Source organism: Microbulbifer sp. A4B17, assembly GCF_003076275.1.
GTDB lineage: Bacteria > Pseudomonadota > Gammaproteobacteria > Pseudomonadales > Cellvibrionaceae > Microbulbifer.
On sequence record NZ_CP029064.1, the window covers coordinates 2,619,172 to 2,645,866 of the forward strand.

At 47.4% G+C, this 26,695-nt stretch carries 22 protein-coding genes; 12 read left to right on the plus strand and 10 right to left on the minus strand.

Annotation, left to right across the window (positions count from 1 at the left end; genetic code table 11):
* Nucleotides 1–212 precede the first annotated feature (212 nt).
* The 5 genes from BTJ40_RS22795 to BTJ40_RS11710 all read left to right on the plus strand — a co-directional run bounded on the left by BTJ40_RS22795 (nt 213) and on the right by BTJ40_RS11710 (nt 6,257).
* On the plus strand, nt 213–455 hold the full coding sequence (locus BTJ40_RS22795; RefSeq protein ID WP_238151987.1) for a tetratricopeptide repeat protein: 243 nt from the start codon (nt 213–215) through the stop codon (nt 453–455).
* Nucleotides 456–989: 534 nt separating this feature from the next.
* Nucleotides 990–2,453 carry a betaine-aldehyde dehydrogenase gene (gene betB / locus BTJ40_RS11695; RefSeq protein ID WP_108733258.1) on the plus strand — a complete coding sequence of 488 codons (1,464 nt, stop codon included), beginning with the start codon at nt 990–992 and terminating at the stop codon, nt 2,451–2,453.
* Between the two features lie 12 nt (nt 2,454–2,465).
* Complete coding sequence (gene betA, locus BTJ40_RS11700; RefSeq protein ID WP_108733259.1) at nt 2,466–4,139, plus strand: choline dehydrogenase; 1,674 nt, start codon at nt 2,466–2,468, stop codon at nt 4,137–4,139.
* A gap of 123 nt (nt 4,140–4,262) precedes the next feature.
* Complete coding sequence (locus BTJ40_RS11705; RefSeq protein ID WP_108733260.1) at nt 4,263–5,480, plus strand: choline transporter; 1,218 nt, start codon at nt 4,263–4,265, stop codon at nt 5,478–5,480.
* A gap of 63 nt (nt 5,481–5,543) precedes the next feature.
* Nucleotides 5,544–6,257 carry a TorF family putative porin gene (locus tag BTJ40_RS11710; protein ID WP_108733261.1) on the plus strand — a complete coding sequence of 238 codons (714 nt, stop codon included), beginning with the start codon at nt 5,544–5,546 and terminating at the stop codon, nt 6,255–6,257.
* A gap of 55 nt (nt 6,258–6,312) precedes the next feature.
* Here the strand turns inward: BTJ40_RS11710 and BTJ40_RS11715 are convergent, their stop codons facing one another.
* Nucleotides 6,313–7,980, minus strand: a complete 1,668-nt coding sequence (locus BTJ40_RS11715; RefSeq protein WP_108733262.1) for a BCCT family transporter — start codon at nt 7,978–7,980, stop codon at nt 6,313–6,315.
* 290 nt (nt 7,981–8,270) lie between these two features.
* Between BTJ40_RS11715 and BTJ40_RS11720 the strand changes: the two genes are divergently transcribed.
* Nucleotides 8,271–9,182 carry a M15 family metallopeptidase gene (locus tag BTJ40_RS11720; RefSeq protein WP_157954037.1) on the plus strand — a complete coding sequence of 304 codons (912 nt, stop codon included), beginning with the start codon at nt 8,271–8,273 and terminating at the stop codon, nt 9,180–9,182.
* 27 nt (nt 9,183–9,209) lie between these two features.
* On the opposite strand, the gene BTJ40_RS11725 is transcribed toward BTJ40_RS11720, so the two are convergent.
* Nucleotides 9,210–10,904 (minus strand): BCCT family transporter, encoded by a 1,695-nt coding sequence (locus BTJ40_RS11725; RefSeq protein ID WP_108735253.1) that lies wholly within the window; start codon nt 10,902–10,904, stop codon nt 9,210–9,212.
* A gap of 264 nt (nt 10,905–11,168) precedes the next feature.
* Nucleotides 11,169–12,227 (minus strand): DNA-binding protein, encoded by a 1,059-nt coding sequence (locus tag BTJ40_RS11730; protein ID WP_108733264.1) that lies wholly within the window; start codon nt 12,225–12,227, stop codon nt 11,169–11,171.
* A 192-nt stretch (nt 12,228–12,419) separates the two neighbouring features.
* On the opposite strand from BTJ40_RS11730, the gene BTJ40_RS11735 reads away from it, so the two are divergent.
* Nucleotides 12,420–13,430, plus strand: a complete 1,011-nt coding sequence (locus tag BTJ40_RS11735) for a site-specific integrase (RefSeq protein ID WP_108733265.1) — start codon at nt 12,420–12,422, stop codon at nt 13,428–13,430.
* Between the two features lie 250 nt (nt 13,431–13,680).
* On the opposite strand, the gene BTJ40_RS11740 is transcribed toward BTJ40_RS11735, so the two are convergent.
* From BTJ40_RS11740 to BTJ40_RS11760, 5 genes are all read right to left on the minus strand, one after another.
* Nucleotides 13,681–14,367 (minus strand): hypothetical protein, encoded by a 687-nt coding sequence (locus BTJ40_RS11740; RefSeq protein WP_108733266.1) that lies wholly within the window; start codon nt 14,365–14,367, stop codon nt 13,681–13,683.
* A 717-nt stretch (nt 14,368–15,084) separates the two neighbouring features.
* Entirely contained in the window at nt 15,085–15,432 is a 348-nt protein-coding gene (locus BTJ40_RS11745; protein WP_108733267.1) for a low molecular weight protein tyrosine phosphatase family protein, read from the minus strand.
* Between the two features lie 48 nt (nt 15,433–15,480).
* On the minus strand, nt 15,481–15,984 hold the full coding sequence (locus BTJ40_RS11750; protein ID WP_108735254.1) for a GNAT family N-acetyltransferase: 504 nt from the start codon (nt 15,982–15,984) through the stop codon (nt 15,481–15,483).
* Nucleotides 15,985–16,633: 649 nt separating this feature from the next.
* Complete coding sequence (locus tag BTJ40_RS11755) at nt 16,634–17,224, minus strand: hypothetical protein (protein ID WP_108733268.1); 591 nt, start codon at nt 17,222–17,224, stop codon at nt 16,634–16,636.
* Nucleotides 17,225–17,410: 186 nt separating this feature from the next.
* The gene (locus tag BTJ40_RS11760; protein ID WP_157954038.1) at nt 17,411–18,265 is read right to left on the minus strand and encodes a NosD domain-containing protein; all 855 of its coding nucleotides are present in this window, start codon (nt 18,263–18,265) and stop codon (nt 17,411–17,413) included.
* 458 nt (nt 18,266–18,723) lie between these two features.
* Between BTJ40_RS11760 and BTJ40_RS11765 the strand changes: the two genes are divergently transcribed.
* From BTJ40_RS11765 to BTJ40_RS11775, 3 genes are all read left to right on the plus strand, one after another.
* Nucleotides 18,724–19,470: a flavodoxin family protein gene (locus BTJ40_RS11765; protein WP_108733270.1), complete on the plus strand. Its 747-nt coding sequence runs from the start codon at nt 18,724–18,726 to the stop codon at nt 19,468–19,470.
* A gap of 785 nt (nt 19,471–20,255) precedes the next feature.
* The gene (locus BTJ40_RS11770; protein ID WP_108733271.1) at nt 20,256–20,957 is read left to right on the plus strand and encodes an SDR family NAD(P)-dependent oxidoreductase; all 702 of its coding nucleotides are present in this window, start codon (nt 20,256–20,258) and stop codon (nt 20,955–20,957) included.
* A gap of 683 nt (nt 20,958–21,640) precedes the next feature.
* On the plus strand, nt 21,641–22,486 hold the full coding sequence (locus tag BTJ40_RS11775; RefSeq protein WP_108733272.1) for a mechanosensitive ion channel family protein: 846 nt from the start codon (nt 21,641–21,643) through the stop codon (nt 22,484–22,486).
* A gap of 80 nt (nt 22,487–22,566) precedes the next feature.
* Here BTJ40_RS11775 and BTJ40_RS11780 read toward each other — a convergent pair whose 3' ends face one another.
* Entirely contained in the window at nt 22,567–23,760 is a 1,194-nt protein-coding gene (locus BTJ40_RS11780) for a M12 family metallo-peptidase (protein ID WP_108733273.1), read from the minus strand.
* 278 nt (nt 23,761–24,038) lie between these two features.
* On the minus strand, nt 24,039–24,926 hold the full coding sequence (locus BTJ40_RS11785; protein ID WP_108733274.1) for a LysR family transcriptional regulator: 888 nt from the start codon (nt 24,924–24,926) through the stop codon (nt 24,039–24,041).
* 137 nt (nt 24,927–25,063) lie between these two features.
* Between BTJ40_RS11785 and BTJ40_RS11790 the strand changes: the two genes are divergently transcribed.
* A complete protein-coding gene (locus BTJ40_RS11790) occupies nt 25,064–25,792 on the plus strand; it encodes an SDR family oxidoreductase (RefSeq protein ID WP_108733275.1) in 729 nt (242 codons plus the stop codon).
* Between the two features lie 76 nt (nt 25,793–25,868).
* Nucleotides 25,869–26,366, plus strand: coding sequence for a DUF1097 domain-containing protein (locus BTJ40_RS11795; protein WP_108733276.1), 498 nt, complete (start codon nt 25,869–25,871; stop codon nt 26,364–26,366).
* Nucleotides 26,367–26,695 lie beyond the last annotated feature (329 nt).

Below are 26,695 nucleotides of genomic sequence, written 5' to 3' on the forward strand. Positions count from 1 at the left end.
CAGAAAACCCAGCACATCGAAGAAAACCGAGAGGAGATCGGGCTAACCCAGGAGGTTCAGTCCCTTTGGTTACGAGTACAGCAGGAATCCTCTATTGCCAACAAAATAGCGATCTATGATGAGACATTGCGCCTTCGCCACGAAGATGTAGAGGCGCTTACCTATAAGCTGATGCGGTATCCCAATGGGCCGCGAACCTTTGCCATCAGGCCTTGGGTATCGACCCGGATAACAGCCACGCCTTTTATCAGTTGGCCTGTGCCCATACCACCATGGGGCAATTTGATGAAGCGTTGCGCTATCTGGCTGAGGCAATTCAGCGGCGGGAGAGCTATCGAGAAGAAATCCTTAGCGATAGCGCTCTGCAACCCTTAGTTGAGAGCAAGGTCTTTAAGGATCTGGACCAAGCTATCGCAAATACCCCCTTCCCCCAGAGCAGTGGCAAAGGCTCATAAAACAGAATCCCAAGAGGTCGCTAATAAACGGTTCATAAAGCAGTCGCCAGGCACCAACTCGTGTGTTTCTTACAAGCAGGTCAGATTGAAACTCTATGCCGGCTAACAACCCGGCTTTGTCCTCCCCTGGATAGACTTATGACTTTTAAGCCTGGTCTTTTGTTCGATTTTTAAACAGAGATTTTATAGAGTTCAAATGAGATTTATGGCCCAATTCGAGCCCTACCTACCCCTCTAAAAATCAGTTTTACGCTGTATCCGCCGGGAAATAAATCCCCTACGAACCTACCGCTTTTGTTGCTTTGAATGCTAACAATTAGAGTTCAAATTAAAAATATGTTACATTTTGTGTCATATCGCTCGATAAACGACTATCGAGCCCGGGCTGGAATCTGACGATTAGGGACAAAAGTCTTCGTCAGACCGGCCCTTTTTTATGATGCCTGGACCTTCACGATCGGCCCATTGCGCCCTTCAAGTCCATCGCCAACGAACAACCGACTGACCCTCTGTTAAAGCAGTATGGAGAGACAGATGTCACTGGACAAACAACGGAATTTTGTAGACGGCCGCTACCTGTCGAATGAGAGCGGCGAGTGCTTTGATGTATATAACCCGGCGACCAACGAAGTCAGCTATCAGGTTGAGGTTGCCGACGAAAAGGTACTGGCAGAAACCATCGAGAGCGCCAAGCGCGGTTTTGCCCAGTGGTCAGCGATGATGCCGGTAGAACGCAGCCGCATCCTGCTGAAAGCAGTAGCACTGTTGCGCGAGCGCAACGACGAACTGGCAGCTATCGAAGTGACTGATACCGGCAAGCCCTGGCAGGAAGCCAGTGTTGTCGACGTGGTGACTGGGGCCGACTCCATCGAATTCTTTGCCGGCCTGGCTGCAGGCATTGAAGGCAATCAACAGCAAGTCGGTGAGGACTTCTACTACACTCGCCGCGAGCCCCTGGGCATCTGCGCCGGAATCGGTGCCTGGAACTACCCCTTACAAATCGCCTGCTGGAAAGCCGCCCCGGCCCTGGCCTGCGGTAACGCCATGATCTTCAAGCCTTCTGAAGAGACCCCTAAAGGTGCTTTGAAGTTGGCTGAAATCTTTATTGAAGCGGGCATGCCCCCGGGTGTTTTCAACGTAATCCAGGGCGATGGCGCCGTGGGTGCCTGGCTGACTAACCACCCGGATATCGCCAAGGTTTCCTTTACCGGCGAAGTGGGTACCGGCAAGAAAGTGATGGCCGCAGCGGCTTCCAACCTGAAAGAAGTAACCATGGAGCTGGGAGGCAAGTCCCCGCTAGTGATCTTTGATGATGCCGACCTGGAGCAAGCCGTTTCTGCTGCCATGCTGGGCAACTTCTACACCCAGGGTGAAATCTGCACCAACGGCACCCGGGTATTTGTACACCGCAGCATCCACGATCAGTTCCTCGCTCGCCTGAAAGAGCGCGTTGAGCAAAATATTATTGCCGGTGATCCGATGAATCCGGACACCAACTTCGGCGCGCTGATTTCTGCCAAGCACCAGCAACTGGTGATGGACTATATCAGCAAGGGTAAAGAGGAAGGCGCGACCTTGTTCTGCGGCGGCCACACCCTTTCACCAGAAAATTCCCCCAACGGTTACTTCGTTGCTCCCACCGTATTCACCGACTGTCATGACGATATGACCATTTGCCGCGAAGAGATCTTCGGCCCGGTAATGTCGGTACTGGTCTTTGATGATGAAGACGAGGTGATCCGCCGCGCTAACGATACCCGTTTGGGCCTCGCCGCCGGCGTATTTACCCGTGATATCACTCGCGCCCACCGCGTTATCAACCAGATGCAAGCGGGTATCTGCTGGATCAATGCCTACGGCGCTTCCCCGGCAGAAATGCCGGTGGGCGGATACAAGTTATCCGGAATCGGACGCGAAAATGGACTTGCGACCCTGAACCACTATACCCAGCTAAAAGCGGTGTATGTGGGTCTGGCACCATTGGAAAGTCCATTTTAAGCGGTACCCTGTATGAGTGAGTTTGACTACATCATTGTCGGCGCCGGCTCGGCTGGTTGCGTTCTGGCCAACCGCCTGTCTGCCCAGGAAGATAAAAAAGTCCTCCTGGTAGAGACCGGGGGTAGCGATCGCAGCATCTTTATCCAGATGCCCACCGCACTATCCATTCCCATGAATACTGACAAGTATGCCTGGCAGTTTATGACTGAGCCAGAGCCGTACCTGGACAACCGCAGCATGCATTGCCCCAGAGGCAAGGTGCTCGGTGGCTCTTCCTCGATTAACGGGATGGTTTACGTGCGCGGGCACGCCAAAGACTTTGATGAGTGGGCACAGCACGGCGCCGAAGGCTGGGACTACGCGCACTGTCTGCCCTACTTCAAACGCTCTGAGACCTGGGCTTTCGGCGGTGACGATTACCGTGGCGACGACGGTCCACTGGGGGTCAATAACGGCAATGAAATGGCCAACCCCCTTTATGGAGCCTTTATCGAAGCTGGCAAAGAAGCTGGCTACGACTACACCGCAGATTACAACGGTGAGCAGCAAGAGGGCTTTGGTCCCATGCATATGACGGTAAAAGATGGAAAGCGTTGGTCTACCGCCAACGCCTACCTGAAACCGGCAATGCAGCGTCCCAATTTGACGGTATTGACCCACGCCACTGTGCATAAGGTGATTCTGGAAGGTAAACGGGCAGTCGGAATCAAACTTGAACGCAAGGGAAAGATCCTGGAGTTCAAGGCGCGGCAGGAAGTCATCCTCAGCGCAGGTCCCATCGGCTCCCCTCACCTTCTTCAGCTCTCCGGAATCGGAGATCCCGACACACTGGCAGAAGCCGGTATCGAACTCCAACACGAACTCCCCGGCGTCGGCCAAAACTTGCAGGATCATCTGGAGTTCTATTTCCAGTTCCGCTGCAACCAGCCGATTTCCCTGAATGGCAAGCTCGACCCCTGGAATAAATTCCTGATCGGCGCTCGTTGGATACTGAAGAAGGATGGTCTCGGAGCCACCAACCATTTCGAGTCCTGCGGTTTCATTCGCTCCAAAGAAAATGTGGAGTGGCCGGACCTGCAATATCACTTCCTGCCGGCAGCCATGCGCTATGACGGCCGCGAAGCTTTCGATGGCCACGGCTTCCAGGTGCATATCGGGCACAACAAGCCTAAGAGTCGTGGCAGGGTCAAAGTGGTGAGCAATGATCCCAAGCAATCCCCTTCCATCCTGTTTAATTATTTACAGGAGAAAGAGGATATCGAGGGTTTCCGCGCTTGTGTGCGACTGACTCGAGAGATTATCAATCAGCCGGCTTTCGACGAGTACCGAGGCGATGAAATCCAGCCCGGCACCGATATCCAGACTGATGAACAAATTGACGCTTTCGTACGGGAATCCGTCGAGAGTGCTTACCACCCATCCTGCTCCTGCAAGATGGGCACTGATGCAATGGCAGTGGTAGACCCGGAAACCCGTGTACACGGATTGCAGGGCTTGAGAGTTGTAGATTCCTCCATCTTTCCGACCATTCCCAACGGCAACCTGAATGCGCCCACCATTATGGTGGCGGAGCGGGCTGCCGACCTGATTTTAGGGCGCCCCGTATTGGCGCCCTCCGAGGCACCGGTAGCGACCAAGGCTACCAGCACTCAGCGACCTGGCCGCCCTGCGCGCTCAGTGAGCTGATTTTTCGTCAGCGCTCTGGCAGAGATTTGACTGCCCCCTTCAACTGCGACGGGGATATTCAAATCTCGCACAGCAATGCCCTCTGGGGGCGCCGACATACCAATAACTAGCTGGAGACTCAGCATGACAGCTTGGCTTTCTGCGGGATTATTGTTTACCTTCACGGCAATAATTTTCTCGCTGATTAAATGGGGAAATGTGAAGATGGTCGGGGTGACCCCGGTTAAAACCTTCACTTTTATAGCGATCCTTTTCACCTCCGGCCTCGATGTAGGCCTTATCATGTTCCCCCTCACCGAGTTCGGTGGCTACGCAGACCTAACCGCAAACCCAGAATACGGCTTCACCAACGCACTCGCGATTGAGTTTGGTTTTTGGGCCTTCCTGATCTGGGGCTTCTACTTCCTCACCTGTTTTTACTTCTGCATTATCGAACCCAAAGTTAAATTCTTTGAGATAGGCCTGGTAAAACTAATCAACAATGTAGTGATTATCGGAACCTGTGCCTTTACCGCCTACTTGCTGCTCAGCAACCTGCCCTGGTACCTGCCGCAAGTTGGCGATGGCGAAACTATTGTTGGCACCTTCTACCTGATCGTCTTTGCAGTGATCGCCGCTGCGGTCTACTCATCTACCAGCCTGCGCTATGTACGATTCCTTAGCCTGGCGACTACCTGGATGTTTATTGGCCTGATCGCGGTAATGTGGGTAGGCGCCTTTACCGGTGAGAACGGTAGCGTTGGAGACTTTGCTTCCACCTTTGCGCTGCTCGGCGGTTACTTCGGCAATATCCACCAGTTCGTACTGCCGTTAAATGACTACCACGAGTTCTACCTGTTCTGGTGGTTTGCTTGGAGCATTATGATTGGCCAGTTTACCTCCCGCTTTGTGGGCGGCCTGCGCACCTACCAAGTACTAGCTGCGATGCTGATCTTCCCATCTATCCCCATCGCGCTGTGGTTTACCGTTCTGTACTACTACTCCAGCCAAGGCCTGGATACCAGCGGCTTCTACAACCTGGCTATGGTGATTGTGGGTATTACCTTCGTGATCAACTCGCTGGACTCCCTGATTCGCCTGTACACCGACAACCTGGGTATGACCGTTGCGCGTCTGGGCAAGTGGAAATACTTCGTGTTGAACCTGATTGCGATGAGCCTGCTGACCCTGCTGTTCAAGCTCGACTTCCTGCAAATCCAGTGGATCGGCGCCCTGGTAATTGGCATTTTCTTCTGCTGCCTGGGTTACATCCTGGTGAAACGCTTCAGGGCGGTAGCAGCTATTGACTCCTCGCCTAAAGAAAACAAGATCGACTTTAACAAGATCGAACTGGCGAGCTAACTGTTGAAATCCCCCGCCTGATTTGGCGGGGGCTACAAAATATAAATAAGTGGTAATTGAACAATGAAATCAACTTTGAAACTTTCTGCACTGACCTGTGCTTCTCTGCTGGTGCTTGCCCAACAATCCCAGGCAGAGCTGTCTTCTACTGTTAACCTGACTACTGACTACACCTTTAATGGTGTCAGCCAGACTCAAAACGACCCAGCACTGCAAGCCAGTCTGGACTATGGCTTTGAGAATGGTTGGTATATCGGTACCTGGGCTTCCAACGTGGACTTCGGTGGCGATGACGATACCAACCTGGAGTGGGATTACTACGCAGGTAAGTTTATGCAGCTTACCGATAAAGTAAGCCTGGACACAGGACTCGCTTATTACACCTATCACGGTGATGGTGACCTTTCTGAAGAGTACGCTTACCCGGAAGCTTATGCCAAGCTTGGCTACAGCTCTGCTCTAGGCGAATCAGAAGTCAATGGCTGGTATAGCTGGGATTACTTTGGCACGGGCGGTGGTCATTACATTATGATGCTGGCGCATACCTTTGAGTTTGCAGAAGGTCACAACATTCGCTTCAGTGTTGACCGCTCTACCAGCGTCAATAAAGACAAATGGACCTGGGATGGTAAAAAATCTTACAACCACTACCGAGTGGAGTATATGACTTCCCTGGAAGGTTTTGATTTCAATGTAGCCGCCGAGAATACTAATCTCGATGTGGGTACTGCTGACGAGCGAATTGTCTTCTCTGTTGCCCGCACTTTTAGCCTTTAAACTATAAGTGCAGCCGGGGCTTTAGATAGCCCCGGCATATCTTACTGGTCTGCTCTCAGGGTGTTTCTTCTTTTTCGTCCTGGCCAGTCTTCTCTGCAGATCTCAACACAACTTGTCCTGATTCAGTATTCCCACTCCAGGCACCTTTCTCAACCACCCCCTCCAAAACAATTTCCCTTTCAAGGATTACTGGGTGCAAACTCAAATCATGTCGGGCAACTTTAACCATTGAGATACAAAGCAAGAGGGCAATTAGCAGCAAAGGGACACCAGCGATAATGCTTGCCGCCTGCAATGCTTCCAGCCCTCCAATAAGCAACAAAGCAATAGGCATTACTGCCAGTGCGAAGGCCCAGAAAATTCGATTCCACCGAAGCGGCTCGCCATGGACCTCTTTCTGCACAACTGCGGCAAGAATATGAGATATGGAGTCAAAAGTAATGACCGTAAAAATCAGTGCGATCAGCGTATACAGCAACACAACTAACTGGCTCGCCGGCAACTTATCCAAAACGGCAAAGATCACGGTATTGGCCCCCTGCTGATTCAGTATTTGCACCAAGTCCAGCTCACCCGAAAAATGCAAGTAGACGCCGTAGTTGCCTAGCACCATAAAAAACAAGAAACAGCCAAAAGCTCCAAAAAATAGCGCCCCAAGAATCATCGCCTTGATAGTCCGCCCTCCAGAGATGCGCGCAATAAATAAGCCAATACTCGGCGCAAAAACCAACCACCAAGCCCAATAGAAGATGGTCCAGTCCTGAGGAAAACGAGTATTGGGGAACTGTTGAAAATGAGAGAAGGACTCAGTCCAAGTGGCCATTTGCAAGAAGTTATGCAGCGCTCTGCCCAGGGAATCCAACCCACTATTGAGCATAAATAGTGTTGGTCCCGTGATAAACACGAAGAGCAGCAAGGCGAGTGAGAGAAAAATTGTAAAGTTTGATAGGACGCTAAGGCCCCGCTTTACACCGACAAGAGCACAGTAACCAAACAATAGCGCACAAAATATCAGCACCCCAACCTGAAATCCCCCTCCAGTAGGAATTCCAAATAGCTTATGCAATCCCAAAATAATCAACGGCGCCGCAATACCAAGCCGTGTAGCCGCGCCTCCTAACATGCCAAATACCAGGGAAGTATCGATAAGCTTACCAATGGGCCCACCCACTCTACGATCACCCAATACTGGCGCGAGCGCTTGGCTTAACTTTAGCACCTTGCGTTTGCGCACATAGTAGTAGTAGGCAATTGGCAGTGCGGGGATCAGATAGATAGACCAGGCCAGCGGTCCCCAGTGAAAGATACCGTAGGAAACTGCCCAGCGCGCAGCTTCAGCTGAACTTGCTTGAACCTGGAACGGCGGCTGTTGGTAATAGTAGATCCATTCAACCATCGACCAATACAAAATAGAGGCGCCAATACCGGAAGAAAACAACATGGCAGCCCAGGATAGAGTTGAGAATTCGGGGCCTTCTCCCCCCCCTCCCAGCTTTATCCTGCCGATATCACTAAAGGCGATATACAGCACAAATAACATCGCACCTAGGCCAAGCAGGAGATAAAAGACCCCCAACTTCTCTGTCACCAGATCTTTAGCTGCCAATAACCATAAAGAACCCGCCTCGGGAAAGAGAATCAAGGGCACTGTCGCCACTAGTAGCAATGCAAAAGAGCCCCAAAAGGTGGGCTTGTCTATGAGGTCCTTTGATCCCCTATTCAATAAGGGTCCCCCCTTAAAAAGATTTTCTCGAAGAAAGTGGAATTAAGCCGACTGTTTAATCGATCACAGCTTGGTGATTTTATAACTCCCAAAAACAAAACCGTTGAAAGTAAAAGCGCCAATCTTTAACGCAAGCACTACACTGCCATTGACCAACGGTAGGCACGACGTGATTAGCACCCTTCCGATTGCTGATTTAACAGGCCGAATGCAATTCAAGTGTGAACAGGATGCGCATACTCAAATGCTATATAAAACGGGGCTTCCCCAAAGGAACACCGAGGAGCGATATGTATAAGAAGGCCATCGCCGCCATCGCGGGCTTGGTGCTATTTGCATGCACCAAGGACCAGGCCAGGAATATCGATATTAATGATTTTGAACCTGAACCAAAGGCAGGTATTTATGACATATCCCAAGAAGACTGTGAGCTGATGAGGCTCCGGCAGGTTCTTCGGAGCAACTCCCCTATTGGCTGTAAAAGGCTTAAAAGAGTCGTCTTCAACTATGCTTCTCTCTTGGATGCCCCTGCTCAGGAAAATGTTGGCATCGGAGCTGATCTAGACCGCAGAGGCGCTGTTGTTGTGCTTGATATCGTTGCCGAGAACGTCCTGTCTTTATTTAGCGAGATCTACCGATCTCGCTTTCCAATACAGTCAGCCATTCCTGTCGAATATTTTACTCTGCAAGAGCGAATGGCAGACGATCGAAACAACACGCTGGCCTTTGATTCGCGCCCCATTACAGGTGGGAGCAGATGGTCTGAGCACGCTTATGGTGTCGCTATTGATATTAACCCCCTACAAAACCCCTACCTGTATATTGATAAACACACCCGGGCCAAAGTAATCCCTAAGGATGCAACAGAGGGATATTTAAACCGGGCAAAGTTTCGCCCGGGAAAGCCAACCCGTATGGGGATGTCTGAAGATGTAACCACAATCTTTGCCAGGCATGGCTTCGCTGTCTGGGGTGGAGACTGGAATGTCCCGATTGATTATATGCACTTCCAGGTTGGTTCCCGTCAGTTCATTAACCGCCTTATAACTTTGCCAAAGGAGAGTGCAAAACAACTATTTAACCGATATACCCAGCAATTGAATCGCTGTTTTGAGGAGAGCAACTCGATAAAAAACGCTACCCACCTCAGAAAGCATTGTGTCGATAAAGTGGTGTCAGAATTTGATGGAGAGCAGGAGTGAAAACGGCCTCCTCCTGCTGCCCAACTATTAAAGTCGAGACGGATGGCTTCCCGGATCGCCTTCTATATGGGGTTTGTCATCGTGGGATACGCCGTGCTCTGCCTGGGCCGGAACCTCCCAATTCCCCTCTTCTGTCCACGGATCATCCTCTGGAAACTCTTCAATATAGATTTCCTTCTCTTCGTAGCTCGGCTGGTAGCGCAGGTCATAGTGAGCGGCTTTCACAATCGATATACACAGCAGCAAAGCAACAACTAAAAGCGGCACTCCACCGATCACGCTGGCAGTTTGCAGCGTATCCAGGCCGCCCAAAAACAGCAGCGTTATCGGCATCAGTGAAAGCGCAAATGCCCAGAACAGGCGGTTCCATCTAGCCGGCTCTTCATCAACCTCTTTCTGCACAACAGCAGCAAGAATGTATGAGATGGAATCGAATGTAGTTGCAGTAAAGATGAGGGCGAGCACCGTATACACCAGAATCACCAGCTTACTGCCGGGAAGAGTCTTGAGTGTGGCAAAAATTGCGGCTGTTGCGCCCTGCTCATTTAGCATCTCCACCACATCCAGCTCACCGGAAAACTGTAAGTAGACGCCGTAATTCCCCAGCACCATAAAGAACAGGAAACAGCCTAAGGTGCCATAGAAAATGGAGCCGACCACCATGGTCTTGATGGTTCTCCCCCGCGAGATGCGTGCAATAAACAAGCCGACACTGGGAGCGAAAACCAACCACCATGCCCAGTAGAAGATGGTCCAGTCCTGGGGGAAGTGGGTGTCCGGGAACTGTTCAAACTCTGCAAATGGCTCAGTCCAGGCGGCCATATGGAAGATGTTATCCAAGACACGACCCAAGGCATCCAGACCTGTATTCAGCATAAATAAGGTGGGGCCAACAAGGAAAACAAACAGAAGCAGTACAATAGACAACCACATATTCAGGCTGGAAAGTGCACGGATACCCTTCTTGAGCCCAACAAAAGCGCTATAACCAAAGATTGCTGTGCATATCATCAGCACTACAACCTGGGTCACCAGTCCAGTGGGCACACCCAAGAGCTCATGAGCTCCCTGAGTGATCAGCGGCGCGGCAATTCCCAGGGTCGTAGCGCCACCGCCCAACATGCCAAAGATAAACAGCACGTCGATCAGTTTACCGATCCAGCCCTGGGCGCGCTGCTCCCCCAAAACGGGCATCAGTGCCTCACTAATTTTCAGCACGCTGTGATTTCTAACGTAATAGAAGTAGGCAATTGGCAGAGCGGGAATCAGGTAGATGGACCACGCCAGCGGACCCCAGTGAAAAATACCGTAGGCAACAGCCCAGCGCGCAGCTTCGGGGGTGCCCCCTTCAACCTGGAAAGGTGGGGTTTGGTAATAGTAGATCCACTCGACCATAGACCAATAGAGAATCGATGCACCGATGCCGGCGCAAAACAGCATTGATGCCCAGGATATGGTGGAGAACTCAGGGTTTTCTTCAGGTGTTCCCAGCTTGATCTGGCCGATATCACTAAACACGATATAGACCATAAAGAGAATTGCCCCGACACCCAGTGCCAGATAGAAAACCCCCAGCTTGTCAGTAACGAAACCTTTAGCAGCTAAAACCCAGGCGGCGCCAACTTCGGGGAACAGCACCAGTGGGATTGTTACTGCCAACAGCAGCGCCAGTGAACCAAAAAAAGTGGGTTTATCGATGATTTCTCTGAAATGACTGGACAACACTTGCCTCCCAAATGCCTTGTGAACCGCGGCAAATAAAAGCAAGGGGGACTTTATATAAGGAACTTTATTATGCGGTGTTAGTGAGTAGGACTTATATAAGGATAGGTAGATCAACTACAACTAAATTTGCTCTTACTTATCTTTAATAGTACCAGCTAGTCAAAGTATTTCAATTTGACAGGTGTCACATCTGTTTAGGTGCGACAACCAACTGAACTGGGGCTATCAACTGACGACTGCCCCAGCCTACCGGGTTCCGAACTACTGCTTACCCAAAGATTTTTCCAGTTGAGCAAACTGTCCTTGCAGCATTGCCTTCTCCTGTAGAAGGATACGATTCTCGTCTGACAAGGTCTCTAGCCGGTCTTTTGTAGCAACCAGTTCCGCATCCAGTCTTTCCAAAGATACTTGCTGAAGTTGAATCTCTTTAGCTTTTCCTACACCGCTGCTCTGGAGGCGGGTAACCTCATCCTGTAATCGTGTAATTTCAGAAGATTGGAGTTCAGCGCTTGCTGCCTGCTCTTCAGCCTGCCGCTTGTAGTTTGCTGCTTCGGCTTGAGCGGCGCCTATATTTTCACGCAACCCCTGCTTTTCCCGATTGAGTTCAGTAATTAATGCCTGCCCTTGTTTATTCAGGAGATCCTGCTCCGAAATCCTCTGTTCCGCCAGCCCAAGTTGCTCCGTCAGTGAGGCCACCTGCCCCTTAAGCTGCTCACTGGAAGATCGAAACTGATCTCGCTCGTGCTGCCGGTCTGTAGCCGTTCGTTGCTGGAAGTGCTCAAAGTGCTCGCGTACATTGCGATTCTCCTGCTTCATCTCTTCAATTGAGGCCTTCTGCTCCTCAATTCGAACCGAGGCCTGCCCCAATTGAAACTCACTTTTTTCCAGTTCTGACTGAGCTTCACCCAGGGTAACTTTGAGGCGGCGCTTCTCACTTTCAGAAGCTGAAAGCTTCTGCTCCAGCTCGCGAATCAATGCGGCTTGCTTGCTACTGGTCTCTTGAGCTTCGTTTAGCCTCTCTGTTATCTCCAGATCTTTCGCTTCAAATTCCTGCTGAAGCTGCTCCACTCTTTGGTCCGCATCGCCCTGGATACGCTGATGAAGTCCTTTCAGTGCCTCCACCAAATCTTTAGGCAAGCCGCTGATATCAGTGCTACTGGAACTCTCGTTTTTCCACCGCTTTAGAAGCGGCGCAATTGTACTTTTACTCCCAGTCCCCAAGTGAGCGCGCACTCTATCAACTGTCGGCTCCTCCCCCCGGGCCTTAATCGCCTTTGCTGCTTCAAAAATGTCCAGATAGGTGACCCCTGTGCGCGCCATTAACCTTCCCTCAGATTATTTTGTACCAAATTACGTATTACGTAATAATACATAATATATAAAAATAAACCAATTCTTGAATTAACCTAAATAACCTTCGATAATGATTCTTATCGAAGGTTATAAAAGTAAGAAAGCCCTCATTTAACGTACCCTCAGTACAAATAGTGGTTTCCGGGTGACACAGAATTCATGACAAAGCAGCCTCTAGCCTCAACCAAAATCCAGCCTCAATCCCCGCTCAGCAGTACACCTACCGGGGGTGGAGCACTTCTGACTGAGGATGACATTCAGAAGTACCTGCGAGCAGCGACTTCAGACAGCACTCGCAAAGCCTATCGGTCTGCCATTCGCCAGTTCGAGAAATGGGGAGGTCGATTACCCACCGATAGCCATTCACTGGTTAGCTATCTATTGAGCCGGGCCGAGCAATTGAACCCACGCACCCTGGATTTGCACTTAACCGCCATAGGCCAGTGGCACCTCTATCAAGGCATTGCCAACCCAGTCGCTGAACCGCTGGTACAGAAAACCATGCGCGGTATTCGCCGCACCCACGGAAAGCCCAAGCAAAAAGCCAAGGCGCTGAGCCTCGAACACATTGCTACCCTCACCCGACAGTTACGCTCTCAGCCAGATTCCAAGAAGAAGGCCCGTGACTTGGCGTTGGTGCTGGTAGGTTTCTTCGGTGCCTTCCGGCGCAGTGAGCTGGTAGCGATCCAGGTTGAAGACCTGATATGGGAGGAGGAAGGTCTGATTATTCGCTTACAGAAATCAAAGACAGATCAAAGTGGCCAGGGAATGATGCGCGCCCTTCCCTACGGCACCCCTGAAATCTGCCCCGCACGAGCACTTAAGTCCTGGCTAGACGTCAGTGGCACTAGAGCTGGGCCAGTATTTCGGTCAGTCAATCGCTGGGATATGGTGCAAAGTCGACAGTTAAACCCCACAGCTATCAACGATCTACTGAAAAATCTCGGGGAAGCCTGCGGTTTTGACTTTGTTGCCGAGCTCAGCAGCCACAGCTTTCGCCGAGGCCTGTCTACTTCCGCTGCGCGAGAAAAAGTTGGCTTTGAGCTGATCAAGAAGCAAGGTGGCTGGAAGAGTGATGCCACTGTCTGGGAGTATATTGAGGAGGGGCAACAGTTTACCGACAATGCTTCCGCGATTTTAATGAAGAAGATGTCGGAATTGCTGACTTAGGGGCTTATTACGAATAGTGGTCAATACGGACTGATACAGATTTAGCAATAACTCCTTAATCCTAAACTTAACATACTAGAGTGCTTCTGAATAATTCCGTAATATCTCTGCGGGTCTTGTTAATCTATGAGTGTCCTGAACTCCAACTATTGAAAATCTAGTAAATTGAATTTGACGGATTGCCATCTGAAAACACGGCAATCCGTCAATTCAAGTTCGAACTACTACAAATTAAACACCAGTTTTATCATCACTCTAACTTACCATCCCACTCCTCTTCTATAGGATCTTCGATATCAACCTCTTCCCAGTCAGCGTCAGTTAAAAGTTTCTGTAAGGTGTCTTGTGTATAATGGGTAACTAGATGATTATCCCCCACTGGGTAAACAACTACTGAATCATTAGTTGAATTTATAACTAATTTAGAAACCATGTCCTTATTGATTTTTACAGGGTCTGCTAATTTACGATATTTACGTTCTTCGGTTTCTGCTGCAAAGCGAGGTGCAAATTTATGGTCACCTTTTTCAATCTGTGCAACATAAATCTGACCGGCAATACTAGCCTGACTATCCGGGGCAAAGACAAACAAAGACTCGGAGCCTTTCCAAGTCTCGATTCCTTTCCCACCCTCCATCCCAACATTAGCCACCAACACGCCGTCATGTTCAACGGGTTCTTCAACCCCGATTCCCAAAGGACCAATAGCTAATACAGCCTTTGCAACATTTTTCGCAGTGGCCCAAAGTTTTTCATCTTTACTTTCATGTATCTCACCCATTAGAATAATTGATGCTTTTGATTTAGAATTATAGAGAACATATGGATACCCCATAAAACGTCTCATTGAGTCATCAGCTGATTGTCTCATATAAAATCCATAGGCATGTACTGCTTTAGCAATCGCCATGCCATTATCCATATCTTTTAATTCCATGAGTATTTCCTTCTATACAATTTTAGGTTTTCCCATAAAGGGGGTGTAGATACTGCTTGAAATCAAGCGTACTTATGAATATAAATTCCAATAAAACAGCCAAGAACAACTGTTTAGGTGCATCATTGATACAACGTAAACAATTGTAAACCGAATTGATGGAAAAAATTTACTCTATGTTGCTCGCACTTTACTTTATGATTCAACATGTGAAATAACAACTGAGAGCGCCCCCCTAACTTTAAACTCTGTTGAGTATTCAATAACACGTTCTTCGCTCAATATTTTCGGCATTTTCTCCGTAAGCGGTACATGAACCACATTATTCAACTTGCTCTGATGGGGTTTTTCTTATTGAAAATGGGCTCATCAGAAACTACTAAGTCAACTAACTAAACGAAAATGAAGCTTACACCAATCTAATTGTTGGACTTAAAGCTGGCCAAACTTACATATTCTGTCAGCTAAATCTGGATAGGGGCATTTCGCACTGCCCCTCAATCAGCGTCGTCAGACTCACGGCTTATATACCATTTTTTGTGTTTATCACTTTTCCATTGATAACTGGCTCGGAATCACTAAGCATGATGCGCTAAATATCTTCTTTGAGCATCCAAATACACTGAGAATGAATAAGGGTATAATTATTAGAATTTTTTTCATGGGTAGTAAGTGCCTTTTGGATGAACTTAGCCAAGCATATTGCAAGTTAAATTGTTAAGAATTTGTCTGCCCCTCCAGGATTGCTGCGACCTTACACTGAAGTTCATCCACTAATTCTTGGTCCATATATTTGTATTCATCAGGAATGTCTAATACATACAGCTGCTTATAATTCATTATGCGAGAGAAGTCAGCTAACAGCCTATTCTTATGCTTCTTTTCCATGATAAATATATAATCAGCCCGACGAATATCCGCTGGCCCAACAGTTCTTCTAGCATTTGGGCTAGTCCCTGCTGAGCGGGATTTAAAGCCAGGCCGTTTTCTCCAAATTGCTTCGCCAGTGGGGCTGCGCCACTGATTGCGACTACAGATAAACAGCAGGTTCAAGTTGTCTTTCACTAAAATATAATTCCAGATCTAAAAAATGAAGTTGGATTAATTGGTGAATTAGTCGGGTTTGGGCAATACATAGATATCTCTACTAAATCCATCATTAAACATTTCCCGCCTGTCTTTTCTACCACCTAGTTTTTCTACTAAAGCACGCGCAGCAATATTTTCATCGTTCATATAAGTTTCAACTATATCCCATTTGAACTCATCATAAGCGTACGATAAAGCTGCTTTAGATGCTTCTGTTGCTATACCTCTTCCTCGCCCTTCCGGTATTACCCACCAAGTCAGTTCTCTAGGCCAATCTTTACCCTGCCAAAAACCACAGGTTCCTATATAGTTATTATTGGATTTTAACTGGATTACCCAAACTCCAAAGCCTAGTAAATGCCATGATCCTAGATCGGCTTTCAATCTAGCCCAAACTTGTTCTTTATTTATAGGCCCGCCATACATTTTTGATGCTACTTCGTCTGTATAAAACCTCTCATATGCACTAAAGCAATCTATTCTTGGTGGAACTAATTTGAGCCGTTCAGTTTCTATAGTTGGTAACATATTTTTCTCGCTCAGATAATATACAGCGACCTTCCTAATCGCTATTATCCTGATAACCATCCTGGAATCAATTTGGCGTAATGTAATATAAGAACCTTACTAATCAATGATCTTTACGATACTTATACGATCGTAAAAACTGCAAGAACGATTACTTCGCCTGGCCTTTTGATTATTGCGGCTTCCCTGATCCTTTGTAATATATAAGATCTTCTAACAAGCAAACTCATCAAAAAACCTCAAGCTGATCAAAAACCAATCTAACTATCGATCAAATAATCAGCATCGTATGATCCAATTCAGAAGCTTGGAGTCAAAATTTGATGCTTGAGAGAGTTTAGGTAAGTCGAAGCCCTCTTAAGCTTTGTAGGCAAGCCCAACAACCACAGCTCCGATCAAGAGCTGTTAATTTCTGCAGTAGGGGGCAAGTTGTATCTGAAGTGGTCAAAAGACATGATAACTTGAAAAATTATGGCACTAACCTGAAAGCACATTGAAAAGAGGCGGCAGTCTACTGACAGCGCCCCAGTATTTTGTCAAGGAGTATGTCAGAGCTGCCTGCTGAAAGAATCGTATCACAACTTGCGGTTAATTACTGAACAGCTCAGTTATCATACCAGGCTTAGCTTCACTCGAAAGATCTTCACTCCTACTGCTTGGTGTGGGTCTGATTGAAGATCGCCTCCCACTCCTGGTCAAAGGTTTCGGGTATTGCTTTAGAGGTCCTTCTGAAAAACAGTACCCCAACATGGGCTTCGTGTCCCTGTTCGGCTGAGTCATCAGCAGTGACCTCCTCAATAAAACCACGCATAGTTCCACTGCCATCCAGATTTAAATTGGTAACGCTCTCATCTGATACATCGACGGTCACCATCTGGATTTTGTTTCCACTCTTCATATAGGCAAAAATGCCGATGTCCTTCGCGAGGGTAGTCTCATTCACCTTTTCTTCAACCGCTGTAAGCTGGTGTTTAACGTCTGGTTTCTTTGTCACCTCAAGATAGCGCCCACCGCCACCCACACCCGTCTGCTTGAGAATTTTGAAGGTTCGGCAAACTTGGCCCTTCTCCAGAGTAAGAGCTTTCGGACTATGCTCATAAAAAATAAACGACTCCCCTTCGATCGCACACCAGACTCCCTCTAAGATATCTTTGGTTTCCGACTGTGCCCTGGCGTAAGATGACACAAGAACCAGAATTACTGACAGCAGTAACGGTGACGAATATTTGTTTATTTTCATAGTGGATTCCAAGTTGATTATCAGTCCACTATAGGCCCAGCTTTGAGATTGGATAATATATCTGAGTAATCTTCTACGCCAAAAATGCTATAAGTGTTATGGATAAAGTGCTAATCATTTATAAAGTAAACGATAAGAGAGCCCCACTATATGTTTTTATAGAGACTCTCTAATAAACAAGTACGATCATTCAAGGCAAGCTGGATCCGTGGTGGTTACTATATTGCCAAACCAAACGTTGCTAGAGGTGCAGGCGTCAGCATTTTGATCTAAAAGATCAAAATTGACACTTCCTGAAACAACATTAGAACTGATCACGTTATTTAATTGGCCGGACGCCGTCATAATGATCCCATCTTCAGCATCGACAACTTCATTCTGAATAATGCGACTGCCATTTGTAACATCAAGAATGATTCCTGCGTCCCCTCCATTAATATCGATTGCATTCCCCGATACTAACGCGCTATCACCATTTATATAGATACCAGTGCCTCCAAAGTTGAATAATACGTTGTTAACCAGAGAGTTATTCTCCCCCAGTATATTCACACCGTTGAATAAAGAATTTTGTAGATCATTAAAGCGAACGGAGTTGTAATCAGATATAACCTCTATACTTGCATTGGTATTTACAAAAGCAAATACTTCCTGAACAGTATGGAACCCTACCCCCTCAACAGATATGCCAACGGTACATTGTCTAACCTCACCATCACCGGATACAAACCCCGCGGTACCCTCCAAAAGTATCCCAGTGCCATCACCAAGATCACATTGAATGGTATGCCCATTCATGAATAAAATCCCTGTGGGCCCCTGAACAGTAACCGCTGGGTCAGCTGGACAGTCAATAAGGTCCTGATCCATTGTTTCGATAGTGGTAATAACGTCGCCACATTGGACATCGGCATAACCGAATATGGGTGCGCCTACAAAGCCGGTAAAGGTTATAAAGATTCCTTTTGATAATTGATTCTTGATAAGATACATGTGTGCATTCCCTGCTTTTAATTTGCCCCGCCTTAAAATAATATTCACTCCACCTCAAAAATATCGTTAATACATCGGGAGGGTAAGCAATGAAAAAGAAATATTTGTGATTATTAATTCATTCTCAGGCTAGCTACAAATCAGTATATGAGGCAATAAATTCAGATTCTAATTCAACATCAATTTTTCATAACTGCATCTTTTAGCCCCTCTAATCATTATTGAGTTCCAACAATACCATTAGAAATAAGAGGATTTGAATGTTCCTAACTCATTGACTTCCTTTTGCACCAGATTCATCCGGGAAAATTACTTCAGTAATTTCCAACTTAAAGGTGATACTTCATCCGCCAAAGACCTACCGACGCATAGATTTAGAACCTACGATGCACTCCACCAGCTTCGCACGCAAAACAGGCTTCAACTGAATCAACACAAATTGTACGATTTAAGCGATCTGTGCTTTAACTATTCCTATCCGAATCGCTGCGGCAAGGAAGCCAGCTATGTCCCTTAATGAAAAGCAAGTTGAGGAGTGCAACTCCAGTCAGTGGGATTTCTCAGATCTGAAAGCTTTATTTCTCAACTGTACACTAAAGCCATCTCCTGAACTCTCTCACACTGACGGCCTAATCAATATATCCAAGGAGATTATGGAGAGGAACAAGATCTCTGTGCGAGTTATACGTCCGGTAGATCACGATATTGCCTTTGGTGTTTACCCTGATATGACCGAGCATGGCTGGGAGAGTGATGAGTGGCCACAAATCTATAGCCAGGTCGCAGAAGCTAACATCCTGGTCATCACCACTCCAATCTGGCTAGGTGAAAAATCTTCTATCTGCACCCAAACCATAGAAAGGCTCTATGCGAACTCAGCTGACCTCAATTCAAAAGGCCAGTACGCATACTATGGTCGAGTGGGAGGCTGTCTTATCACCGGTAATGAAGACGGTGCTAAACACTGCGCCATGAATATCCTCTACTCCCTGCAACACCTTGGCTATGTTATCCCGCCCCAAGCCGATGCTGCATGGGTGGGAGAAGCTGGCCCTGGCCCCTCATATCTGGACCCGGGTTCCGGCGGGCCGCAAAATGACTTTACCAATCGCAACACTACATTTATGACCTGGAACCTGATGCATATGGCGCGAATGATAAAAGATGCGGGAGGCATTCCCGCCCACGGGAACCAGCGCTCAGCCTGGGACGCTGGCTGCAAGCCCGACTTCCCCAACCCTGACTATCGATAGAAGCACAATGCCGAGTCTGACCTTGCTCAGCTAAAGGAAGTTCTGTGCCCAAGCACACAAATTTATAACTGACCCAAATCGAGGTGCTGATTTTGCCTGTGCAAACCTCATTTTTGAGGGCGGTCCACAAACCCCTATCGCCGCAGCCCTACCCGAATGTGTGCGCCTTCCCCTGTCAGCTTTATCCAACTCAAAACCGATCCTGGATCTGCTTTTCGAAGAAGCTTTCGCTCACAACTGGCGGCCGGCAAGCAGTACTAAACCAGCTGTTTGAGATCATAGTGGTGCAGGTACTCCGGCACTTAATGGAGGTAGGTCACGCGTAAGCTGGAATGTCCCACCCATAACTGCGCCTTGCGCTTATGCGTACACGAACGGCCAGCATATGAGTGATCGGTACAAGAGTTAGCAGACTATTCAGGTATGTCATGTAGTGTATTTTCCAACACCTTTCGCGATCTGTTTGGGTTCGCGCCAGGCACATATCTCCAACAATAGAGAGTCTATCTGCTCCAGAGAGCGGTAAAAAAGGCTTACCGCTAAAACTGGCGACCGGTGAAATCGGCTATAGCAGCGAGGCCGCACTATCCCGAGCGTTCAGGGCTTGTGTTGAATATTCACCAAGAGAAAGTAAAAAACAATCCGATTAAAGAGGCAACCCTTAGCCTGATGCTAAGCCTTAAGATCCACCTGGGAGCTATGATTGTCTATAGTGCTCAATGCTTGGCTCCCCTGAATGTCAAGGAAATCCCTGGTTACTTAAAGTTTCACAGAAGGACTCAGTTATGCCTAAGCCCGTATGTGTTGTCGTTGGTGTAGGACCGGGAAATGGTGCAGCTTTTGCGCGTAAATTCCACCAAGAGGGATATCAAGTAGCTCTTCTCGCCAGGAGGGATACCTACCTTATTAAATTACAGGCAGAACTCGCTGATGCAAAGAGCTATATCTGCGATGTTACTCAACCTGACCAGATTATTGGTACCGTTGGACGTATTCAGCGAGATATGGGTGCTGTTAAAACTCTTATTTACAATGCAGGCTCAGGCCACTCATGCACTATTGAAAGTCTTGATATCCAAGACTACGAAACCGACTGGAAAATCAATGCCCGGGGGTGCGCGCTCTTCTGTCAGCTGGTGGCGGCCGATATGGTAAAGCAGCAGTCGGGAAATATTATCGTAATTGGAGCCACTGCATCTCTGAGAGGCGGTGCAAACTTTGTGTCCTTTGCCTCAGCCAAGGCTGCACAACGTAGCCTTACCCAATCAGTGGCGCGATATCTTTGGCCAAAGGGCATACACGTAGCCTATATCATCATCGGTGGCCCTATTGGAAAAGGCCAAACTCTAGGTGGCGCTTCAGGTAGAGATCAAAAGGCTTTTTTGAATGCCGAGGACATTGCGGATAGCGCATACTTTCTTACCACCCAGGATCATTCTGCCTGGACTTTCGAGCTAGACCTCAGACCATCAATTGAGAAGTGGTAAGAAAGCAATTCTGTCACCTTTGAAATAGAACATCTTACTGCCAGAGCCGGAAACAGTGTTATCGGCGAGAACTTTGTTCTTCCTCGGTTTATTCGAAGGCATTAAGATATTAGCATTGGCTTTTGTCTTAAAAACTCAGTGTCGCTATAACAGCGAAAAATAGTTGCTGAACTACAGTTTAATGGCCAACTCCTATAAGCCACTGAGAATAGCCTCTAAACCTTAAAAAGTCTCGCCTGACTCAGTGGGCAAAGGGTGGTCACAATCAGCTGCTACCAGTCATCCTCAGAGAGCGGTCGACAAAATAACTTCACCAGTTGTAACGCGCTCTTAATACCTGGAAGATAGGCTTTTTTGATATGTAGGATAAATGCAGCCTGGTGATCCCCCCAAAACAGCCCGAGGCCCTACAACCTCATCTGCCCGATTAACGATTTTCGATATAATCATCCTAAAATTACAGGCTGTCCAACCCAATAAACCTAAATATATAACTATTTAGCCAAACTTATCCGTTTTTTTCTCGACCTATTTACAGAATGGAAAAGTAGGGATAAATTGCCCGCCTTCGTAATTTTTACCAATCTCCACCACTCAGACTTTGCCCCCTCTTCCACCGAAGACTGCCGGGACCCGTCACAAGATGTGGTGGCTTAGCCATTTCCGCGAGGTCCCTTTTTCGAATGAAGCCAGAGTTCTTGGTGCATATCCTGGATAGCAAGCTATTTATCGCTGTATGCCTTATTTCCGTAGTTATGCTATTGCGCGGCCTGCTCACGCTCGTTATTGCGCGCAGCAGTTGGCAAAAGGCGGAGAAGCGTCGCCGTATCAATACCGTACACAATATCGGCAACCTTTTATTGGTAGTCGGCTTAATGGTGATCTGGGTAAGTGAGCTGCGGGATTTTGCACTGTCGATTGCCGCTTTCTCTGTAGCGATTGTCCTGGCCCTGAGAGAGGGTGTTCAATGCCTGGTAGGTGGTTTATACCAGGCTAATATGCGCTCATTTACAGTCGGGGACTGGATTAAAGTGGGTAATCAGTTTGGTGAGGTCACGGACAGTGACTGGCTGAGTACCACCCTATTGGAGATAGATCCTCACGGCTTGGGCAATGGCTATACAGGAACAACACTGTACATCCCTAACAATGCCTTCTTTACCCAACCGGTAAAGAACCTGAACTTTATGCGCAGGTATATCGAGCATACTTTTTCGATTACCCGGGAAAGTAAAGGGATGAACCCATTTGAAGCCAAAAAGTTCATCTCTGAGCGACTCAAAGAACACTGCGAGTCCTTCCGTGAAGTTGCCGAACGCTACTGCAACCTGATTGAGAATCGCATGGGTGTTGAACTCTCGGGGCCTGATGCCAAAGTGTGTATCACGACCAATGAACTCGGCCACGATGTGACTACAGTAACTGTTTTTTGTCCCCGAGAGGAAGCGACCAACATCGAACAGCTGGTTACTGAAGACTTCTATTACTTTTGGCTTGAAAAGACTAGGGCATTAGAGGCTAAAACCTGATCCCCAATAGGGAGTGTTTTCACTGACAGTAGCCGCTATCAATTCAATAACGCTAGCGGCTACTTTATGTGCTACTAGCGTTAACTTTCCCCATCAACCCTGAAGTTCGCAACATCCCAGGCACGTTCACGGATAACCCGGGCATTATCCTCCAGGTCGGCAGTACCAGTAGGATCTCCATCTATTGTGATGTCCGGGCTGGACCACTGCTGGATTCTCGGACCCCCAAGATTCGAAGGGCAGTTATACGCCATAACACTTCTCCAGGTTGAAGGTGTGCTATTGCAGTAACCGTGACCATAGGCAAAGGGTTCCATATTTGAGTCGCTGTAGATGATATGTCGAGCCCCTAACAAGTGGCCGATTTCATGGGCAAAGCTGAAATACCCCGTTGCACACGCTTCCTTGGCAAAAGCCAAGGCTGTTGACTCAGATGCGTAGATAGCCTTAGCCAAACCACATCCGCTGTATAAGTCATTGCCGGTTAAAACGATCATTACATCAGCGCTATAGAAATCCCTCAGTTCATATAACTCTTTGGTTTCCGGGTATTCATCGTTTGAGAAATAATCTCGATCGACATAGAAGCTACCACTTTCGGCGTAACTGGTTTTATAGGCATGGACAATTTCAACGGAAGTATCAATACCGCTATTAGTAAAAGAAACATTAGTTTCTTCTTCCAATAAATCCATGTAGGCTGAGACATCGCCGGCATCAGCCTCAAAGGCATCTGTATAAGTGACAATAACAGTTATTTTCCCACCAGAATCTGAAACTGCACTTACTGAAGAGCTACTTAGTGCGCTTTTTCGGGGAGTAAGGTCTATCTCTTCAAAGTAATTATCATCATGGTCGATCAGGGTGTTAGTGGGAACTTCCGTGATTGTTACTTCACCGTATCCGGCAGGCCTTACCTTATAGAGCCTTCCCTTCGATTGAATAGAGCCAACTATCTTGCCATTTTTCTCCGCAAGAGTAACAAATCCATTACCATCCCCGGAAAATGCCGACAGTGACTTCTTATTCCGCTTCGAGCGGATATTCTGGACGATAAACTGTTGACTTACGCCCTCCCCTGGGATTTCAAGGATACTACCAGCCTGCAGATTAAAAACTTCACGATTCAATTTTCTTTTCTTTATGTGTGATCTCGCCTGTACTTCAGCTTCAACTCTAGAGGACTCAAAGATAATAAAGGTTTTTTCTTGAGAAAAAGCACCTACCGTAGAAAATACTCCAACAACCAGCACCAAGAACTTAAAAAACTTCACAGACTTACTCCCTTTATCTGTATTTTAGAGAATCAATTTGAGAGACTGACAGTCAAGATAAAAATTATTCTAATATCGTAAGCTCATCAAAAATGAGTAGACTTACTTACTCAAACCTCAACTGCGGGGAAGCACTTTATATGATTTTTCTCAAAAAAACATTCAATCACCACTATTTAAATTTAGTCGTCATTCTTCGAGAAATAGTTACGTATTTTTAGTGAATGCTTACCCTTTTCCTAATTCCTCCTGTATCAGAATGTATGATTTAGTCAACATTATTTATCTGGAAATATTTCAGCCAACCATTTGACAAATACTCTAACTCTAGGGGAAAGAAAACGGTTTTGAGTAAATACTACAGATACAGGTTCGCTCGGTGGGCGAAAGTCGGGAAGTATTTCGACTAAACTTCCAGCTTCCAATTCTTTTTCTACATGAAACTTTGGAAACTGAGCTAGTCCAAGCCCCAATTTAACACTATCCAAATAACTCTCGGTACCAGTTACCGTCAAACGAGCCGGAACTTCCAGCGCCTCTATCCTATCTCCGATGCAAAATGACAGTGGTGTGGATTTTCCACTGGTTATTGAGCGAAGTGCTACAACACGATGCCCCTCTAACTCTTCCAGGGAGCTTGGCCAGCCGTATTGCTGTAAGTACTGCGGTGATGCACAAGTGAGCCGCTTTAACATAGTCAAGTGTCTTGCTATCAACTCGCTATCAGCCAGCTTTCCATAGCGAATTGCACAATCAACACCTTCCTGGACTAAGTCGACCCAACGATCACCCTCACTCATCACTAATGTGATATCGGGATACCTTTCAAAAAAGTCGGGGAGCCTGGGCAGAACGAAGTGGCGTGCGATAGTTCCCTGCACATCGACACGTACCTCACCCTTCGGCAGTGAACCCTTAAACGCGCCCTCAGCTTCTTCAACGTCCGCGAGGATTGAAAGGCAGCGCTGGTAATATAACTCCCCGTCCAACGTCGCCTTTACTTTGCGCGTCGATCGCTGTAACAACCTGACCCCAAGTTGTTTTTCAAGCTTATTAATGACCTGGGTCGAGGTTGATCTCGGTACTCCCAGATCTGTGGAAGCTGCGGTAAAACTACCTCGCTCCACAATCCGCACGTACAAGCGCATAGCATCCAGTCTATCCATAGCACCTCATTGTTTGTTTTTTTGGAACAATAGATTCCATTTTAGCGTGATTATCTATTTCAATAACATGATTAGTATTGACTCCAACCAAATCAAAGGCCTCAAAGAGCGGCCCAATTATCACTTTGGAGATCATTATGGAGAAAGTGGCACTCGTCACGGGCGCTTCCCGTGGTATCGGGGCGGCAATCGCCTCCCGTCTGGCAAAGGACGGATTCATAGTTCTGGTCAACTTTGCAGGCAATATTTCAGCTGCTGAGAAACTCGTAAATCGAATTGAAGCCAACGGCGGCAAGGCGGTTACCGCCCAAGCCGATGTAAGCGATCAACGGGCAATTTTACGTCTATTCGACTCAGCAGAGGCCACTTTTGGTGGTATCGACGTCGTGGTAAACAATGCGGGAATAATGAAGCTATCAACACTGGCAGAAAGTGAAGATGCCGATTTTGATCGCCAGGTAGCCATAAATCTAAAAGGCACTTTTAACATCATGCGTGAGGCTACTAAACGACTCCGCCTGGGTGGCCGAATAATCAACTTGTCCTCTAGTGTTGTTGGCCTGTATATGCCGACCTACGGGGTGTATGCCGCGACCAAGGCCGCCGTAGAAGCTATGACCCATGTAGTGTCCAAGGAGTTACGAGGGCGGGATATCACCGTCAATGCCGTTGCCCCAGGCCCCACCGCTACAGAGCTGTTCCTGTCTGGTAAAACTGATGAAATAGTGAGCAACCTTGCCAAGATGCCGCCGCTTGAACGACTGGGAACACCGGAAGATATTGCAAATACCGTTGCATTTTTAGCCAGTGAACAAGGTGGCTGGATCAATGGGCAGGTCATTAGAGCCAACGGTGGGATTGTTTAAACCTTGCCAATCGCCCCTCTACTCACAATACCGGGCTGACTGTTAAACAGCCTGAATCTTTCAAGGACTATAGCCAATGACAGCTCAACCCCAAGTACTGTCTCTTAAATACAGCAGGGATACCCTTATTGCTGCAACCATTGCCAGTACTGCAGCTTTCACCTGCTTTGTAGCAGATCTACCCCCCTGGGCCATGTTTGTTGGCTGGGTTGCATTCTTTACACAACCAGCCTCCCTCTCCAAAGCAGTCACCAGCGGAGTTTGTGTTGCTCTGGGAATATTAATGGGAATGGTCGCAGGAACACTTAATACAATATTGCTGCCAGTGGTGGGCAACATTGCCTTTGCGGCAATTGTCTTCTCTGTTGCATTTATTGTGGTATCACTAAGGGGAATGCCAATTATCGGCAACATCATTGCCTGGTTTTTAGGATTAATAACTTTCTTTGCAGCTCATCCGGATAATTTAGTCACTGGAGTGATTTCACTTATTGCCGTCACCTCCCTGGGCACTTTCGCTGGCTACTGCTGTTTCTACTTACAGTCTCTCACCAGGAAAAATGATTCTGATTGATTATTAATTCATCAATAGCGCAGGTAGATCTTCCACCGGCGCTAATTTCGAGGCCTTTAATTAACTACTTCATATCTCTGGCTTGCAAAGCATGCACAATAGAGGCTTGAGTTCGCAAATTGTCCAGCACTTTAAAGAAGTTACAACACAGCCCTGAAAACCCCATATAGTGAATCTTAAAGACCTACAGAGACATTGGGAATCACCCTGAGATTCCTAATGTCTGCAGCGGGATAGTAGATTTCAGGAGGTGTAAATTACAAGCTTGGAATTTATTATCAACACATTCATCAAGGCGATGTAACTTGTCTTATCGTATTCCAGCCTGC